At 66.3% G+C, this 15,524-nt stretch carries 15 protein-coding genes, 1 tRNA gene and 1 pseudogene; 10 read left to right on the top strand and 7 right to left on the bottom strand.

The window, feature by feature from the left end:
- Positions 1 to 216 (bottom strand): annotated as a pseudogene (locus tag KAY22_RS15190) (ribonuclease PH); the annotation flags it as partial.
- Between the two features lie 96 nt (positions 217 to 312).
- Here KAY22_RS15190 and hrcA point away from each other — a divergent pair.
- On the top strand, positions 313 to 1,356 hold the full coding sequence (hrcA, locus tag KAY22_RS15195; protein ID WP_296624263.1) for a heat-inducible transcriptional repressor HrcA: 1,044 nt from the start codon (positions 313 to 315) through the stop codon (positions 1,354 to 1,356).
- Positions 1,357 to 1,373: 17 nt separating this feature from the next.
- Here the strand turns inward: hrcA and KAY22_RS15200 are convergent, their stop codons facing one another.
- Entirely contained in the window at positions 1,374 to 1,688 is a 315-nt protein-coding gene (locus KAY22_RS15200) for a PilZ domain-containing protein (protein ID WP_296624264.1), read from the bottom strand.
- Positions 1,689 to 1,812: 124 nt separating this feature from the next.
- Between KAY22_RS15200 and KAY22_RS15205 the strand changes: the two genes are divergently transcribed.
- Together KAY22_RS15205 and KAY22_RS15210 are read left to right on the top strand one after the other, a co-directional pair.
- On the top strand, positions 1,813 to 2,673 hold the full coding sequence (locus KAY22_RS15205) for a cytochrome b/b6 domain-containing protein (protein ID WP_296624265.1): 861 nt from the start codon (positions 1,813 to 1,815) through the stop codon (positions 2,671 to 2,673).
- Positions 2,670 to 3,428 carry a molybdopterin-dependent oxidoreductase gene (locus KAY22_RS15210; RefSeq protein WP_296624266.1) on the top strand — a complete coding sequence of 253 codons (759 nt, stop codon included), beginning with the start codon at positions 2,670 to 2,672 and terminating at the stop codon, positions 3,426 to 3,428. The genes KAY22_RS15205 and KAY22_RS15210 overlap by 4 nt, the downstream gene beginning before the upstream one ends.
- Before the next feature lie 9 nt (positions 3,429 to 3,437).
- Here KAY22_RS15210 and KAY22_RS15215 read toward each other — a convergent pair whose 3' ends face one another.
- From KAY22_RS15215 to KAY22_RS15230, 4 genes are all read right to left on the bottom strand, one after another.
- On the bottom strand, positions 3,438 to 4,010 hold the full coding sequence (locus KAY22_RS15215) for a DUF1993 family protein (RefSeq protein WP_296624267.1): 573 nt from the start codon (positions 4,008 to 4,010) through the stop codon (positions 3,438 to 3,440).
- A gap of 49 nt (positions 4,011 to 4,059) precedes the next feature.
- On the bottom strand, positions 4,060 to 4,995 hold the full coding sequence (locus KAY22_RS15220; RefSeq protein WP_296624268.1) for a DMT family transporter: 936 nt from the start codon (positions 4,993 to 4,995) through the stop codon (positions 4,060 to 4,062).
- An 82-nt stretch (positions 4,996 to 5,077) separates the two neighbouring features.
- Positions 5,078 to 6,619 carry a 2-isopropylmalate synthase gene (locus KAY22_RS15225; protein ID WP_296624269.1) on the bottom strand — a complete coding sequence of 514 codons (1,542 nt, stop codon included), beginning with the start codon at positions 6,617 to 6,619 and terminating at the stop codon, positions 5,078 to 5,080.
- Between the two features lie 212 nt (positions 6,620 to 6,831).
- Positions 6,832 to 7,698: a class I SAM-dependent methyltransferase gene (locus tag KAY22_RS15230; protein WP_296624270.1), complete on the bottom strand. Its 867-nt coding sequence runs from the start codon at positions 7,696 to 7,698 to the stop codon at positions 6,832 to 6,834.
- A 66-nt stretch (positions 7,699 to 7,764) separates the two neighbouring features.
- Between KAY22_RS15230 and KAY22_RS15235 the strand changes: the two genes are divergently transcribed.
- From KAY22_RS15235 to KAY22_RS15255, 5 genes are all read left to right on the top strand, one after another.
- On the top strand, positions 7,765 to 8,499 hold the full coding sequence (locus KAY22_RS15235; protein ID WP_296624277.1) for a ComF family protein: 735 nt from the start codon (positions 7,765 to 7,767) through the stop codon (positions 8,497 to 8,499).
- 50 nt (positions 8,500 to 8,549) lie between these two features.
- A complete protein-coding gene (grxC, locus tag KAY22_RS15240; protein ID WP_296624271.1) occupies positions 8,550 to 8,807 on the top strand; it encodes a glutaredoxin 3 in 258 nt (85 codons plus the stop codon).
- Complete coding sequence (locus tag KAY22_RS15245; protein WP_296624272.1) at positions 8,807 to 9,634, top strand: carbon-nitrogen hydrolase family protein; 828 nt, start codon at positions 8,807 to 8,809, stop codon at positions 9,632 to 9,634. The genes grxC and KAY22_RS15245 overlap by 1 nt, the downstream gene beginning before the upstream one ends.
- Positions 9,631 to 10,131, top strand: coding sequence for a DUF1178 family protein (locus KAY22_RS15250; protein ID WP_296624273.1), 501 nt, complete (start codon positions 9,631 to 9,633; stop codon positions 10,129 to 10,131). The genes KAY22_RS15245 and KAY22_RS15250 overlap by 4 nt, the downstream gene beginning before the upstream one ends.
- 54 nt (positions 10,132 to 10,185) lie before the next feature.
- Positions 10,186 to 10,262: transfer RNA gene (locus KAY22_RS15255), tRNA-Arg, on the top strand.
- A 6-nt stretch (positions 10,263 to 10,268) separates the two neighbouring features.
- Here the strand turns inward: KAY22_RS15255 and KAY22_RS15260 are convergent.
- Positions 10,269 to 11,996: a hypothetical protein gene (locus tag KAY22_RS15260; RefSeq protein ID WP_296624274.1), complete on the bottom strand. Its 1,728-nt coding sequence runs from the start codon at positions 11,994 to 11,996 to the stop codon at positions 10,269 to 10,271.
- Positions 11,997 to 12,112: 116 nt separating this feature from the next.
- Between KAY22_RS15260 and KAY22_RS15265 the strand changes: the two genes are divergently transcribed.
- Together KAY22_RS15265 and KAY22_RS15270 are read left to right on the top strand one after the other, a co-directional pair.
- Positions 12,113 to 13,426, top strand: coding sequence for an NADH:flavin oxidoreductase/NADH oxidase family protein (locus KAY22_RS15265; protein ID WP_296624275.1), 1,314 nt, complete (start codon positions 12,113 to 12,115; stop codon positions 13,424 to 13,426).
- A gap of 173 nt (positions 13,427 to 13,599) precedes the next feature.
- Positions 13,600 to 15,342, top strand: a complete 1,743-nt coding sequence (locus KAY22_RS15270; protein ID WP_296624276.1) for an amidohydrolase family protein — start codon at positions 13,600 to 13,602, stop codon at positions 15,340 to 15,342.
- Positions 15,343 to 15,524: the final 182 nt, after the last annotated feature.

Genomic DNA, 15,524 nt, shown 5'->3' on the forward strand with positions numbered 1-15,524 from the left:
GGTGTGGGTGGCGCGGGGCAGCATGCCATATTCGGCGGTGACCCAGCCCTGGCCCTTGCCGCGCAGGAACGGCGGGACCTTCTCCTCGACCGAGGCGGTGACGAGCACGCGCGTGTCGCCGAAGCTGATAAGGCACGAGCCTTCGGCGTGGACGGTGAAACCGGTTTCGATGCTGATGGCCCGCATCTGATCGGGCGTGCGGCCGGATGGGCGCATGGGATATCCTTCTTGCTATGTGCCGCCCCCTTAGGCGTGCGCCGGGAAAGTTGGAAGCCTGTTGAGCGGGCGGCCTCCATTCCCTATCTTCGTCATGTGAACGCCGTGCCCTTGTCCGAAATGTCGATCCGTGCGCGCGAAGTGTTTCGCGTGGTCGTCGAAAGCTATCTGGGCACAGGTCAGCCGGTAGGCTCGCGGACGATCTCGAAACTGGCCGGTCTCAATCTGTCGCCTGCCTCGATCCGCAATGTAATGCAGGATCTGGAAGAACTCGGACTGCTCGAGGCGCCGCATACCTCGGCGGGGCGGATGCCGACGCAGACCGGGCTGCGCCTGTTCGTGGACGGGATGATGCAGACGGCCGAGCCGTCCGCCGACGAGCGCGCCGCCATCGAGGCGCGCGCCGCGCGCGGCGGACCGATCGAGGAAGCGCTCGCCCAGACCAGCGCCGTGCTGTCCGGCCTTTCCGCCTGTGCGGGCATCGTCCTGGTGCCGCCGCGGGAACTTGTCCTGCGACAGTTTAGTTTCGTGCCGCTTTCGCGTGAGCAGGCCGTTGCGGTCATGGTCGGGCAGGATGGCAGCGTAGAGAATCGCGTGGTCGATCTGCCGCCGGGGGTTCCCCCGTCGGCGCTCGTCGAAGCCAGCAATTTCATCAGCGATCGTCTTGCCGGACTGTCGCTTACCGAAGCGCGGGCGCGGATCGAGGCGGAACTGGCGCTGGGCAGGGCGGCATTGGATGCCGCAGCGGCCTCGCTCGTTACGCAGGGGCTCGCGGTATGGTCGCAGGATGGCAGTGCCCGACCGGTGCTGATCGTGCGCGGCCAGGCCAATCTCATCGATCCCTCGACCGCCGACGATCTGGAGCGGGTCCGCCAGTTGCTCGACGAGATCGAGGGCAAGGAAGAGATCGCCCGCCTGCTCGATAGTGCGCGGGGCGGTCAGGGGATCAAGATCTTCATCGGATCGGAGAACAAGCTGTTCTCGCTGTCCGGATCGTCGGTGATCGCGGCACCCTATCGGGGTGGCGACGGACGCGTGCTCGGCGTGGTGGGGGTGATCGGGCCGACGCGGCTGAACTATGCCCGGATCGTTCCGATGGTCGATTTCACGGCGCAGGCGCTGACCAGGATGCTGGCCTGAAGCAGTCGGCGCGCGCGTCAGTCCTGCTGGGTCCCCTTCGAGACAAGTCCCAGAACGACATCTTCGGACAGCATTTCCTCGAACTGTATCCCGAAGCGATTGCCTTCCACCCAACGCACCACCCCGGGGACCTCGAAGGCATGGCGTTCCAGGAGAAGCCGGCAGCCGACCGGCAGGGGCGGGGCCGCGCTCAGCATCGCACCGCCCTGGGACACGTCGAGCAGGACGCAGTTGAGTTCGCCATGGACCGAATAGACATTGGCGGCCAGCATGATCCGGTGCCGGCCGAAGCGCCGCACGTCCGCCTGTTGCTGTTCGCTCACGGAAGCCATCGCCGTCCGCATGTCCTTGTGCCGTTATATCCGGATGGGCACTTTGCCGGATCATCCCTAATGAATCGCTAAACGAAACGGTGTAGAGTCTCTTACCCGTGGAATTCCGGAGCGAGTCCGCCGAATGACGACCTCTGAAGATCCCGTATTCGCGCCGCCATCGATTGCGACTGGCGGCGAACACAACTCGCAATGGGTCAAGCGCCATCGATGGCCGACGCGCCTGTGGCATTGGGCCAACGCCGTCGCGATGCTGATCATGCTGATGAGCGGCCTGATGATCTTCAACGCGCACCCGCGCCTCTATTGGGGAGACTATGGCGCGAACAGCGACAAGGCCTGGCTGCAGATCGGATCTCGCGGCGACAAGGGCCTGCTCGTCCTCGGCAAAGAGCGGTTCGAGACGACGGGAGTCCTCGGCCTGTGGACCGACGCGAAGGGTATCGAACGTCGGCGCGCCTTTCCGGGCTGGGCGACGATCCCGACCAGCTACAGCCTCGCCGACGCCCGGCTATGGCATTTCTTCTTCGCCTGGATCCTCGTCGGATCGGCGCTGCTGTTCATCGCTGCCAGTGTCGTCAACGGCCATCTGCGAAGGGATTTGCTGCCGCGCCGATCCGAACTGAAACCGCGCCACATCTGGACCGATATCGTCGCCCATGCGCGCCTTCGTTTCCCGAAAGGGGAGGCGGCAAAGCGTTATGGGATTCTTCAGAAGGCAGCCTATCTTTCTGTAATTGCTTTGCTATTACCATTGATTGTGTTGACGGGCCTGACCATGTCCCCGGCGATTAATGCCGCCTGGCCCTGGCTGCTCGATCTGTTCGGTGGACGGCAGTCGGCCCGGTCGATCCATTTCCTGTGCGCCGCAGGTCTGGTGCTCTTCTTCCTGGTGCACATCGCGATGGTGATGCTCGCGGGGCCGATTAACGAGGTCCGGTCGATGATCACCGGCTGGTACCGTCTGCCGGAGGACAAGGCATGAGCATCACGCGACGCCGCCTGCTGGGCGCTATGGCTGCGGGCAGCGGCGGTCTTCTCCTCAGCGGTTGCGACAAGATCAACGCCCTGCCTTCGGTGCGATCCGCGTTGAAGTCGGCCGAGGGTCTGACGATGCGCTCGCAGCGGATCATTGCGGGGCGCGACGCGCTTGCGCCCGAGTTCACCGCAGCCGATCTGTCTCCCGTCTTCCGGTCGAATGGAACCTTCCAGCCGGCCGGTGCTGCCTATGAAGCTCACCGACTGGCGGGCTTTGCCGACTGGAGGCTCAGCATCGGCGGCCTGGTGCAGCGTCCCCTTTCGCTGTCGATGACGCAGATCCGTTCATTGCCGGCCCGGACCCAGATCACCCGTCATGACTGCGTCGAGGGCTGGAGCGCGATCGGGCAGTGGACCGGGGTTCCGCTCAAGCTGCTGCTCGACATGGCGGGCCTGAGGACCGGCGCCCGATACCTGATCTTCCGCTGTGCCGATCGCTATGGCGCCATGCCCTATTATGAGAGCATTGACCTGATCGATGCCTTCCACCCCCAGACGATCATGGCCTGGGGACTCAACGGCGCGCTGCTGCCGGTCGGCAACGGCGCTCCGATCCGGCTGCGCGTCGAGCGGCAGCTGGGCTACAAGCATGCCAAATATGTCGAGCATATTCATGCGGTTGCAAGCCTGAGTGAATATGGTCTTGGAAAAGGTGGCTATTGGGAAGACCACCATGATTATGCCTGGTATGCCGGGATCTAGCGCTGCGCTTCAGCCCGCCGGAGCCGTTCCCGGCCGGATGTAGCCGAACATATGCGGGACGTAATCGGCCTTGCCGAGCGGTGCGCCGTGGGCCCGCAGGATCGCGTAGGCGGCGGTTATGTGGAAATAAAATTGGGGCAGCGCCCAGTCGCGCGCATAGCTGTCCCCGTCCATGTCGAAGACCATGCCATTGGGCAACTCAAGCACGATCGGCCGCTCGCTCTCACCATCGAGGGCGTCCGGGGCGAGCGACACGAGGAGGTCGATCGCACCGGCAACGTGCACGCGGGCAACCTCCACCGTTTCGACGTACTCATCGGTCTTCCACGCGCCGGCGCGAAGAGCGAGCAGGCCGTCGGGCAGCGCCATTCCGCGCAGCCGCCATAGCGGTTCCTGTGCCTGGAAACAGGCGAAGTGAATCTGGGAGGCGAGCGGATACATGTCGGGCACAAGGCGGAGGCCGGGAATGTCGTCAGGGTTCCGGCCGGCTTCGACCCAATGGTCTGCAGCCTTGCCCAGCCAGTTGTCGAGCGCGCCAAGCATCTGGCGGAAGGTGGGAATGAGCAATGCCGTCAGCGCCATGTCGTCCTCCTGATGGGGAGCGACGGGCTGCGCCGATCGCTGGGGCCTGTCAACGCGCTCTGCGCTGGCTGCGGGTCTCGATCAGGGTGAACAGCCCGGTGCCGCCGACCACCAGCAATGTGCCGACCGCTTCGGGCCAGCCGAAAGGCTCGGCGAGGATGGCCACGGCGAGGATGATCGTGAGCAGGGGGCTGACCGTGGAGATGATGGCCGTGCCCTGCGCACCGATCCGCGCGGTGCCGGCTGACATCAGAAAGGTCGGCACGACGGTCGAGAAGATGGCGAGAGCGACCATCAGCCGCCAGGCCGGCGCAGGAGCCGCCAGGTCGCCGAAGTCGCGGGTGAGCAGGAATTGCGTGATCAGCGAGACTGACGCCGCGCTCATCGCAATCGCGGTGAACAGCGCAGGGCCGCAGCGCAGGATCAGTTCGCGCGCGAACAGCTGGTAGAGCGCGAAGGTCGCCGCCGCCCCGAAGACGAACATCGCGCCGGTGAGCATCGACGGGTTCAGCCGCGCCGGCTCGGCACCGAACATCACGGCGAGCCCGGCATAAGCGAGTCCCGCACCGCCCAGAGCGTGCGCACGCAGCCGGTGGCCGAAGATCACGCGGCCGAAGATGATGACGAGAAAGGGATAGGTGAACAGGATCAGCCGCTCGGTCTGGGCTTCAAGCGTCTGCAATCCTTCGAAGTCGAGCCAGGACGAGCAATGATAGCCGAGAACTCCGACTGTCGCTGCCAACCCGATAGACTTGATGTCGGGGCGATCGGCTGGAGAACGACGATACCACTCATACACGCCGACGCCCGCAAACACCGGCAGTGATAAGCCCATCCGGATCGCCAGCAGAGCGGTCGTGTCGATGCCATAGACGTAGATCAGCTTGATCAGAATACCCTTGAGCGCGAACAGGAGCGATCCCACCGCCGACAGGCCGAAGCCGATCAGCCGCCAGCGAACGCCATGGTCGGCGGGAGGGTTCATGATCGTGGCTTTCCTGGAAAGCGAAAGGTGGGAACGGCCGTCGCGATACCGACGCGACCGTCCCCGATGTTCGGATGGCGGTTCAGCCGACCTTGGCGTCGACCGGCGCGCGACCGCGCTTGACCATCATCTTGTTGAGCGCGTTCACATAGGCCCGAACCGAAGCGACCATCGTGTCCTGATGCGCGCCGCGTCCGCGTGTCGTGCGGCCGTTTTCCGAGAGCAGCACCGAGACCTCGGCCTGCGCATCGGTCCCGCCGGTTACGGCATGGACCTCATAGCGTTCGAGCACCGAACTGTCGTGCGGGACGATCAGCCGGATCGCGTTGAACAGCGCATCGACCGGGCCGTTGCCGCGCGAGGTGACGGTCTTCTCCTCGCCGTCGACCTCCAGCGTCAGGATCGCGCGCTGCGGGCCGTTCGATCCGCAATAGACCTCGACCTCCTTGACCTGGATCGCGTCGTGGCCGCGCAGGACCTCGTCGTCGACAAGCGCGATGATGTCTTCGTCATAGACGGCCTTTTTCGCGTCGGCGAGCTGCTTGAATCGGCCGAAGGCATCCTGAAAGGCGTTGTCACCCAGCGTGTAGCCCAGTTCCTCGAGCTTCTGGCGGAAGGCCGCGCGGCCGCTATGTTTGCCCATCACCAGATTGCTGTGGGTCAGGCCCACGCTCTCCGGCGTCATGATCTCGTAGGTCGAGCTGTCCTTGATCATGCCATCCTGATGGATGCCGCTTTCATGCGCGAAGGCGTTGGCGCCGACGATCGCCTTGTTCGGCTGCACCTGGAAGCCGGTGATGCCTGAGATCAGCCGCGACGAGCGCGTTATCTCGTTCGCCACGATGTTGGTCGCATAGGGCATCACGTCCTGGCGCACGCGCAGCGCCATCGCGATTTCCTCGACGGCGGCGTTGCCGGCGCGCTCGCCGATGCCGTTGATCGTCGATTCGACCTGACCGGCGCCGGCCATCACGGCCGCCAGCGTGTTGGCGACGGCGAGACCCAGGTCATTGTGGCAATGGGTCGAAAAGACGGCGAGATCGGCGTTGGGCACGCGGTTGATCATGTCGCGGAACATCGCGCCATAGGTTTCGGGCGTGCCATAGCCGACCGTATCGGGCAGGTTGATCGTCCGGGCACCGGCCGCGATGGCGACCTCGATCGCACGCGCCAGGAAGTCGGGCTCGGAGCGGGTCGCGTCTTCGGCCGACCATTCGACGTCTGGGCACAGGTTGCGCGCCATCCGTACCGTGCGGTCGATCGCTTCCAGTACCTCTTCGGGCGACTTGTTCAGCTTGACCCGCATATGCAGCGGCGATGTCGCGATGAAGGTGTGGATGCGCGGAGCCACGGCATGCTGGACCGCTTCCCAGGCGCGCTCGATATCGGCCTGCGCCGCGCGGGCGAGGCTGGCGACGGTCGCCTTCTTGCACTGCCGCGCAACTTCCGAAACCGCCTCGAAATCGCCAGGAGAGGCGATGGCGAAGCCTGCCTCGATGATGTCAACGCCCAGCGTCTCGAGCTGGGCTGCGACCTGCAGCTTTTCCTCGAGGTTCATCGAACAGCCGGGAGACTGTTCGCCGTCGCGCAAGGTGGTGTCGAAAATCTTGATCGTCTTGGTCACGGTACCTGCTCCTGTGCAGGGTTGTCATTTTGGGTGAAGGTCCGACCCTTAGACGCCGTGGCTTGCAGGACCGGTCGATCCCAAGCGAAGTCGCGCGCCTAAGGGCGCGTAAGTCGAAGCAGGAGAAGGGCGCTGAACCGCGTCATATGCGCCGCTGCATACACGCAGCGTCCGGCGGAAGTCCATAGCTTTGTCAGGCTTTGGTAGCTTTGTCAGGCCTTGGTCTGGCGCAGTGCATCGGCAAGCGATGCCGTGGCACTGCCACGCCGGGCGGGCTTGGGCTGACCGGGATCGGGTGCCCAGCCCGACAGATAGACGATCTCGAAACTTTCCCGGATGCGACCGTCCGGACCCGCTGCCTGCTGAAAGGCATCGAACAGCGTGCCAAGCCAGGTCCGCCCCCCCGACAAGTGGCGGGGACGCGACAGCAGCAGGTTGGTGCCGGCCATGCCGCGCAGGTCGCGCATCAGGCGCAGCGGGTCGCCATAGCCGACGTCGAGCCGCTCGCCGTCCGCGACCTGGAGCGCGAAACCGGCGCGGGAGAGAAGATCGCCTGCCGAGCGCACATCGACCTGCGGATGGATGCGCGGCGCGATGCCGCCGGCTGCAGCCTCGTCGGCTGCCATCAGCGCACCGCGCAGCCAGGCCAGGCTGCCCGCTCCGAGAAAGGCACCGAGAAAGAGCCCGTCCGGGCGCAGAATGCGCCGGAGCAGGGCGAGGGCGCCGGGAAGATCGTTGACGCTGTCGAGCGTGCCGAGCGCGACGACAAGGTCGAAGCTGCCATCGGCAAAGGGGAGGCGGTCTTCGTCGCACTGGACCCCGCCGCTGGACCGCGCGAAGGCGAAGCCGGGATCGGCCGCAAAGACGCGCCGGCCGGGAGCGGCGAAGCGGTCGAGCAGCCTGCCGTCATGGCTGCCGAGCAGCAGCACGCGGTCGAAGCGGCGCGTGACCATCGCCAGCCGTTCGGCCAGTTCGTCCGCCATATGATCGATCAGGAAGTCATGCGCCGGGAAATCCGGCGCGGCGCGGTCGCGGCGGAGGCGGCGCAGACGGCGGTCGAATATCTCGGGCTGGTCCATGGTGCGCGCTTGTGCCGACGCACGGGGTGCGTGACAAGCAGGCAAAAGGGGGCGGCAATGGTGGTGATGCGGGCGATAGCGGGACTGGCCGATGCCGCGCTTCGTTTCGCGCTGCCGCCACGCTGTCCGGGGTGCGGCACGATTGCCGCAGGTCCGCATCAATTCTGCCTCGATTGCTGGACCGCCATGCGCTTTCTGGGGGCCCCGCAATGCGCGCGGTGCGGCGAGCCGTTCGAGATCGATCCGGGCAAGGGCGCGGAGTGCGGCGCCTGTCTCGCCGAGCCTCCCGCCTATGACGCGATGCGTGCGGCGTTAATTTATGGCCCGATCGCCCGGGCTCTGGCGCTGAAGCTCAAATATGGCCGGCGACCCGGGATCGCACGGACGGTCGCGATCCAGATGCGCCGCCACCTGCCGGCCGGAGACGACTGGCTGATCGCACCGGTTCCGCTCCATCGTTGGCGCATCTGGAGCCGGGGCTATAACCAGTCGGCGCTGATCGCCCGCACGCTGGCCGAAGATGGACGGCAGACGCTGGCGCTCGATCTGATCGAGCGGGTCCGGGCCACGCCGCCGCTGCGCAGCCAGGGGCCGGTGGCGCGCGCCAAGACGGTCCGCGGCGCTTTCGCCATCCGCGACCGTGGACGGGTCAAGGGCCGCAAGATCCTGCTGATCGACGATGTCTACACCACTGGTGCGACCGCCGATGCCTGCGCGCGGGCGCTGAAGAAGGCCGGGGCGTCGCGTGTCGAGCTGCTGTGCTGGGCGCGGGTGGTGCGCGACGACGATCCCGCGCGTTGACATTCCGACCCGGCGACAACATCTCGGGCGAAACAAGGACATCGAGGCTCATGGCAAAGGTCGAAATCTACACCAAGGCGTTCTGCCCCTACTGCGCGCGCGCCAAATCGCTGCTGGAAAGCAAGGGCGTGGCATATGAGGAATATGACATCAGCATGGGTGGTCCCAAGCGGGCCGAAATGCTCGAGCGCGCCAGGGGCGGTTCAACCGTGCCGCAGATTTTCATCGACGGCACCCATGTCGGTGGTTGCGACGACATTCACGCGCTCGACCGGGCCGGCAAGCTCGACCCGCTGCTCGCCGCCTGATGCGGGCTGCGGTTTTCCAGAGCCGCACCGGGATCGACCCCGATGCCAACGCCGCGCGGCTTGTCGCCGCGATGGCCGAGGCGAAGGCGGGCGGGGCGGACATGCTGTTCACGCCCGAAATGTCGGGCCTGCTCGACCAGGACCGCAAGCGCGCGGCCCCGCATCTCTGTAAGGAGGCCGATGACCGCGTGCTGGCAGCGGTACGGGATGCCGCGCGGCATCATGGGCTGTGGGTGCATCTCGGCTCGCTCGCGCTGAAGGGCGGGAGCGACGGGCGCTTGGTCAATCGCGGCTTCGTGATCGACGACAAAGGCGCAATCCGTGCGCGGTATGACAAGATCCATTTGTTCGACGTCGACCTGCCGACCGGCGAAAGCTGGCGTGAGTCCGCCGCTTATGCGCCGGGTGAGCGCAGCGTGATCGCGACCACGCCCTGGGCCCGTATCGGCCTGTCGATCTGCTACGACATGCGCTTTCCCGATCTCTATCGTGCCCTGAGCGATGCGGGCGCCGAACTTCTGTCGGTCCCGGCGGCTTTCACCGTACCCACGGGCAAGGCGCATTGGCATGTCCTGCTCCGCGCCCGTGCTGTCGAGGCGGGGGCCTTCGTCATCGCGGCGGGGCAAAGCGGACGGCATGAGGATGGCCGCTCGACCTTCGGCCATTCGCTGGTGGTCGATCCCTGGGGCGAGGTGCTTCTCGACATGGGCGAGGAGGAGGGGGTCGGTTTCGCCGATATCGATCTCGCCCGCCTGGTCGATGTGCGCGCCCGGGTGCCGGCCTTGCGCCACCGCCGACAGATCGGTGCTGTGGAGACCTGCCCGTGATCGTGTTCGATCTCGCCTGTACGCCCGCCGGCCATGTGTTCGAAATCTGGTTCGGGTCCTCGGCCGACTATGAAGATCAGAAAGCCAGGGGCCTGGTGTCCTGCCCCTATTGCGGATCGTCCGAAGTCGAGAAGGCCGTGATGGCGCCGAACGTCGCGCCCAAGGGGAATCGCCGGTCCGACGCCGGTAGCCGGGCCGTGCTTCCGGCTGCGGCTCCGGGCGGGGCGGTGGTGCCCGCTGGCGCCAACCTGCCGGCCCCGGAACAGTTCAAGGAGATGGTCGCCAAGATCGCCAAGATCCAGGCGAAGATTCTCGAAGGCTCCGAATATGTAGGCAAGGGCTTTGCCGATCGCGCGCGGGCGATGCATTTGGGCGAGGAAGACAATCGCCCGATCCATGGCCAGACGAGTATCGAGGAAGCGAAAGCGCTGCTCGACGAGGGGATAGCGGTTGCGCCGTTGCCCCTGCCGGTCCGCCCGCCCGGCAGCGAGAACTGAGCGGGCCTGCTGCTCTGGACCCGGCGCGAGGCGCCCGCTATGAGCCTTGGCCGGGACTCCGTAGCTCAGCAGGATAGAGCGTCTGCCTCCTAAGCAGAAGGTCGCGCGTTCGAATCGCGCCGGGGTCACCATCCATCCTAAAGCCCCACGAGCTTGAGCGCAGCATCGGCAGCGCCCTCCAGTCCATGGCGCGGCCGGCCGCCGGGGTGCCCCGCCAGCGGCGCTTCTTCGACGATCAGCAGCCCGCTGCCCCCTTCGACCTTGTCCTTGAACAGCGCTTCGCGGCCGAAGAAATAGGGCCAGAAGGTCTCGGTCCGGGCGACCGAATAGTGCAGATCGGCGGAAAAGCCGACCAGCTGGGACTGTCCGAAAATACGCCCTGCTTCAGCGCGTTCGGCGCGGATACCGCGACGGCCTTTGAGGATCAGGCGGCCGGGGCCGTGGAACTGGAGATAGCGCAGCTGGAGCGTCAGCCAGGCGGCCAGCGAGAAGAGACGCCAATGGCTGGTGATCCGCAAGGGTCGCCCCGCCGGATGCACCACCGCCGCCAGCGCACGCGGCTGCAGCACGCAACCGGTCCCTTCGGGCAGATCGAGGATCGTCACCTCGGCCAGCGGATCCTGCACGGCGGAGACGGTCGTGCGCGCCTCGGCGCCGGTGATGCGGGTGAGGAAGCAGAGACCGGTGACGAGGCTCGACAACGGATGACGCCAGTCGAGCAGCCAGCGCGTCGACCTGGCACCTTCGACCGATGCGGATTGCAGATAGTCCTGCCGCACGAGCAGTTCCTCGTCTGTGCCGAGACGGATCGTGACCGAGGTCGTGGAAGCGGCAGGCATGGGGATGGCGGTCTGGCTATCCGGACCGCGGAGCAGGATAGAGCGCCGCCGCTCGGCATAGGGCGCGAGCAGGAAGAAGAAGGCGAGGCGGATCGCATAGGGCGTCAAGATGATCGCCAGCAGCGCCCAGGCGGCGGCGATCAGGATGCGGTCGAGATGGAGCCGGTCGGCCCACAGGTGCAGACGTTCGCTCCAGCTTGCGGCCCAGGTGGCGCGGGCGGCCGCGAGTTCGGTATCGAAGCCGGCCGCCCAGATGCGCGTCTGCTCGTCCGTAGCCGCCGCAACGTCATCCGCCGCGCGCGAAAGCCCGTCGCGCGTCGCTATGGCGGTACGGATGGCCCTCTGCCGAGCTTCGATCAGGGCCTGTCGCCGTTGCGCATCGGCACAGGCCGCATCGGCAGTGCGGACCAGCGCGCGATGCTCGTCATTGTCGAGCCAGGACCGCCAGCGCCAGCGCCAGCGCGCTTCATAGGCCCGGCGCGCCGCCTGCGCCTGATCGCAGCGGGTCCGGGCCTGTCGCAGGGCGGCTGTCTGCGCCTGGAGGTCGACCATCGCGGCGATCCTGTCGCGATCGGCGAGCAAGGCGGCGCGCGCCGCGTGCAGACCGGCCAGTTGCTGTTCGGCGACGAGGAGATCGAACTCGGCACGCTTGGCCTGCAGCAGCGCTTCGCTTCCCCGTGCGGCCAGGATCAGCGTCGAGGGGCTTTTCGCGATCTGCCGGTCGAGCGCCTGCTTGCGGGCGTCGGTTTCCGCGATCTGCCGGTCGATCGCGTCCAGCCCACCGCGCCGCGCCTGATCGACCCGCGCCGAAACCTCGGCCGCAGCCCCATCCAGACGCGGCTGGAGCGTCCGGCGGGCGTCGAGCAGGGCGGCATGGTGGAGGCGCGCCACGCGGTCGCCTTGCACCTGCTCGCGAATCCAGGGGAGCGCGATCGCCGCAAAGCCGATCGCCGCCACGAGCAGCGCGTAGAGCAGGAGCCGACGCCCGAACCACCGGACGATCCGCAGGACGAGGTCGAGCAGCATCACCCCTCCATAGCCGCCCGATAAAAAAGGAACCAGCTTACCGAAATTGCGGTTGAGCGTCGGATGAAAATCGCAACAGTGGCGGAAAGCCGGAATTCGAATTGGGGGAGATCGGAATGAACGAAAGAACCACGGGTAGGATACCGATCGCGGAGCCGCTGCGTCTGCCCTGCGGAGCGGTGATCCCGAACCGTCTCGTCAAGGCCGCGATGACCGAAGGGCTCGCCACGCCGCAGGGTGCCCCGACCGAGGATCTCGCGCGGCTATATGGCATCTGGTCGCGGGGCGGCGCTGGGCTGCTGCTGACCGGCAATGTCGTGCTCGACCGCGACCATCTCGAACGGCCGGGCAATGTCATCCTTGATCGCGTGCCCGACCGCGCGACGATGGCGCTCTACGAAGCCTGGGCAGCGGCAGGGACCGAAGGCGGCAATGGGCTGTGGATGCAGTTGAGCCATGCCGGGCGCCAGACTCAGAAAGGGGTCAACCCCGCCCCCAAGGCACCGTCGGCCGTTGCGCTGCGCGTACCGGGCGGGCGCTTCGCCACGCCTGTGCCGCTGAGCGAGGAGGAGATAGAGGCGTTGATCGGCCGCTTCGCCACCGCCGCCCGCATCGCCCGCGATGCCGGCTTCACCGGGGTTCAGCTCCACGCGGCGCATGGCTATCTGATCTCGCAATTTCTGAGCCCGCTCGCCAATGTCCGCACCGATCGCTGGGGCGGCAGCCTCGAAAATCGCGCGCGGTTCCTGCTCGACAGCGTGCGCCGGGTGCGGGGGGCGGTCGGCCCCGGTTTTCCGATCTCGGTCAAGCTCAACTCGGCCGATTTCCAACGCGGCGGTTTCGCCTTCGACGAGAGCCTGACGGTTGCGCGCTGGCTGGAGCAGGAAGGCGTCGACCTGCTCGAAATCTCGGGTGGTTCCTACGAACAGCCGGCGATGATGGACCTTCCCGGCATCGGCGAGCGGGAGGAGCCGCGCGGCATCGCCCCGTCGACGGCGGCGCGCGAGGCCTATTTCGTCGATTTCGCCAAGGCGATGAAGGCCGAGATACGCACGATGCCCCTGCTGGTGACCGGCGGCTTCCGCAGCCGCGCGGCGATGGACCATGCGCTGACAACGGGTGCGGCTGACCTGATCGGCCTCGCGCGTCCCCTGTGTGGAGCGCCCGATGGGTGCCGTGCGCTGCTCGCCGGCGCTGACGCGGTCCCGCGTTATGAAGACCAGTTGTCGCTGCTGCCGCGCTGGCTTCGCTGGCTGCGCTCGATCAAGCTGATCGACGGCATCGCCGGTTTCGCCGTGCAGTTCTGGTATTATGGCCAGATCGACCATCTGGGCCGCAAGGGCCGCCCAGCGCCCGACCTGTCGGTCTTCGCCGCCTTGCGCCAGGTGGAGCGCGACGCGGCTGCGTGGATGGCGGCGCGGCAGGCTTAGGCGCTTCGGCCCGGCCTGCCTCGCCCGGGCGATGGGCTCATTCAGGCGTCGCCGATGGATCATCTGGTGGACCTTGCCTGATCGTCACGCATGGCGGCGGCAGCCCGGGCGCCTATCAATCATGGCGGAAGGGCCGACCGACAGCGCCCGGGGATGCATTGGGAGAGAGAGCGATGCAGGACAAATATCTGATCAAGAACGGCACCGTCGTCGATGGTACCGGTGCGCCTGCCTACAAGGCCGACGTCCGTGTGCGCGGTTCGCAGATCGTGGCGATCGAGCCGAATATCGAACCCGAGAAGCGCGAGCGCGTGATCGACGCCACCGGCTGCTACGTCACCCCGGGCTTCATCGAGGCGCACAATCATTATGACGCGCCGATGTGGTGGATGCCGACGCTCGATCCGATGCCTGGTTACGGCGTCACCACCTCGATCAACGGCAATTGCGGCTTCGCGGCGGCGCCCGTCCACGACGATCCGGCGGTGCGGCAGGAGATGATCGACATCTTCTCCTTCTTCGAGGACATCCCCGAAAAGCCGTTCCGCGAGATGCTGCCCTGGGACTGGAAGACCTGGAGCGAATATAAGGCATCGGTCGTCAAGCATGTGAAGACGCCGGTCAATTTCGGCGCCTTCGTCGGCCATATCGCGATCCGCCTGGCCGTCATGGGCCTCGAAGCCTGGGACCGCACCGCGACCCCCGCCGAGATCGAGCAGATGTGCGCCCTTCTGGAAGACGCGCTGTCCGCAGGGGCCCTCGGCCTGTCGAGCAACCTGCTCGACCATGACAAGAATGATCGCCCGATCCCGACCCGCAAGGCCGACGATGCCGAGTTCGACGCGCTGTTCGCGGTCATCGCCCGCCATCCCGGAGCGCTGGTCCAGGTCATCGTCGACTTCTTCATGCGCCTCGACGGTCTCCAGAATTCGGAACGGATGAGCGCGCTTGCCAAGAAGCACGGCATCCGCATGCAGATCGGCGGCAGCGTGCCGACCCTCGCCTTCCAGTCCTTCGCGATCGAGGGCGCCGAGGCGCTCCACGCCCGCAACAAGGCCGAGGGCAATGACGTGTGGCCGGGCTTCCATGTGATCTCGCCGACCACGATCGTCAGCTTCAATTCCTCGCTTCTGTTCGCTCAGTCGAACAATTATGTGTGGAGCGAGCTCGTCCAGGCCAAGGGCGAGGAGGCGAAGATCGCGCTGCTCGAAAGCCCCGAATGGCGGGAACGGGCGCGCGAATCCTGGGCGAAGACCTTCCCGATCTCGCCGATCGGCCGGCCCGAGGACATCTTCTTCATGGAAAGCGCGACCGGCGTCGGCCCGATCACCGGCACGCTGCGCGACTATATGGACGCCAACGGCATCGTCCATCCGTCGGACGCACTGGCCGACTGGCTGCTCGACAACGGCACCGACTCGATCATCAAGACCGCCGACTTCCCGAATAATGAGGAAGCGCTCGACAAGCTGCTGACCGACCCGCAGGCGGTGGGCAATCTGTGCGACTCCGGCGCGCATGGGCAGATGTTCTGCGGCGTCGGCGACAATGTCCTGTTCCTCACCCGCTATGTCCGCGACCGCAAGCAGCTGACGATCGAACAGGGGATCGAATATCTGAGCGGCCGCATCGCCCGCCACTTCAACCTCGCCGATCGCGGCACGCTGAAGGTGGGCAAGAAGGCCGACATCGTCGTGTTCGACCTCGCCGAGATCGAGCGCCGGCCCGACGAAAAGGCGTGGGACGTGCCGGACGGGGAGGGCGGCACCACCTACCGCTACACCCGCCAGCCCGCACCGATGCGCCTGACGATGGTCAACGGCATCCCCACCTTCGACCGCGGCGCCTTCGCCGGCCACTTCCCCGGCGAGTTCATCGGCCCCGAGGTCGAGGCGCTGGCACAAGCGGCGGAATGAGACGGCGCTCCCCGGCGGGTGACGCTCGTCGGGGAGTGAAGAAATGGAACCATGCGCGTCGGCTCCATGTCCGGCGCGCATTTTTCTATCGTCGAAGGGGAGAAGAAGCCGGTGGAGCGGGTGAAGGGAATCGAACCCTCGTCGTAAGCTTGGGAAGCTTCTGCTCTACCATTGAGCTACAC

Origin of the sequence: Rhizorhabdus sp., assembly GCF_018006725.1 — a bacterium.
Lineage (GTDB): Bacteria > Pseudomonadota > Alphaproteobacteria > Sphingomonadales > Sphingomonadaceae > Rhizorhabdus.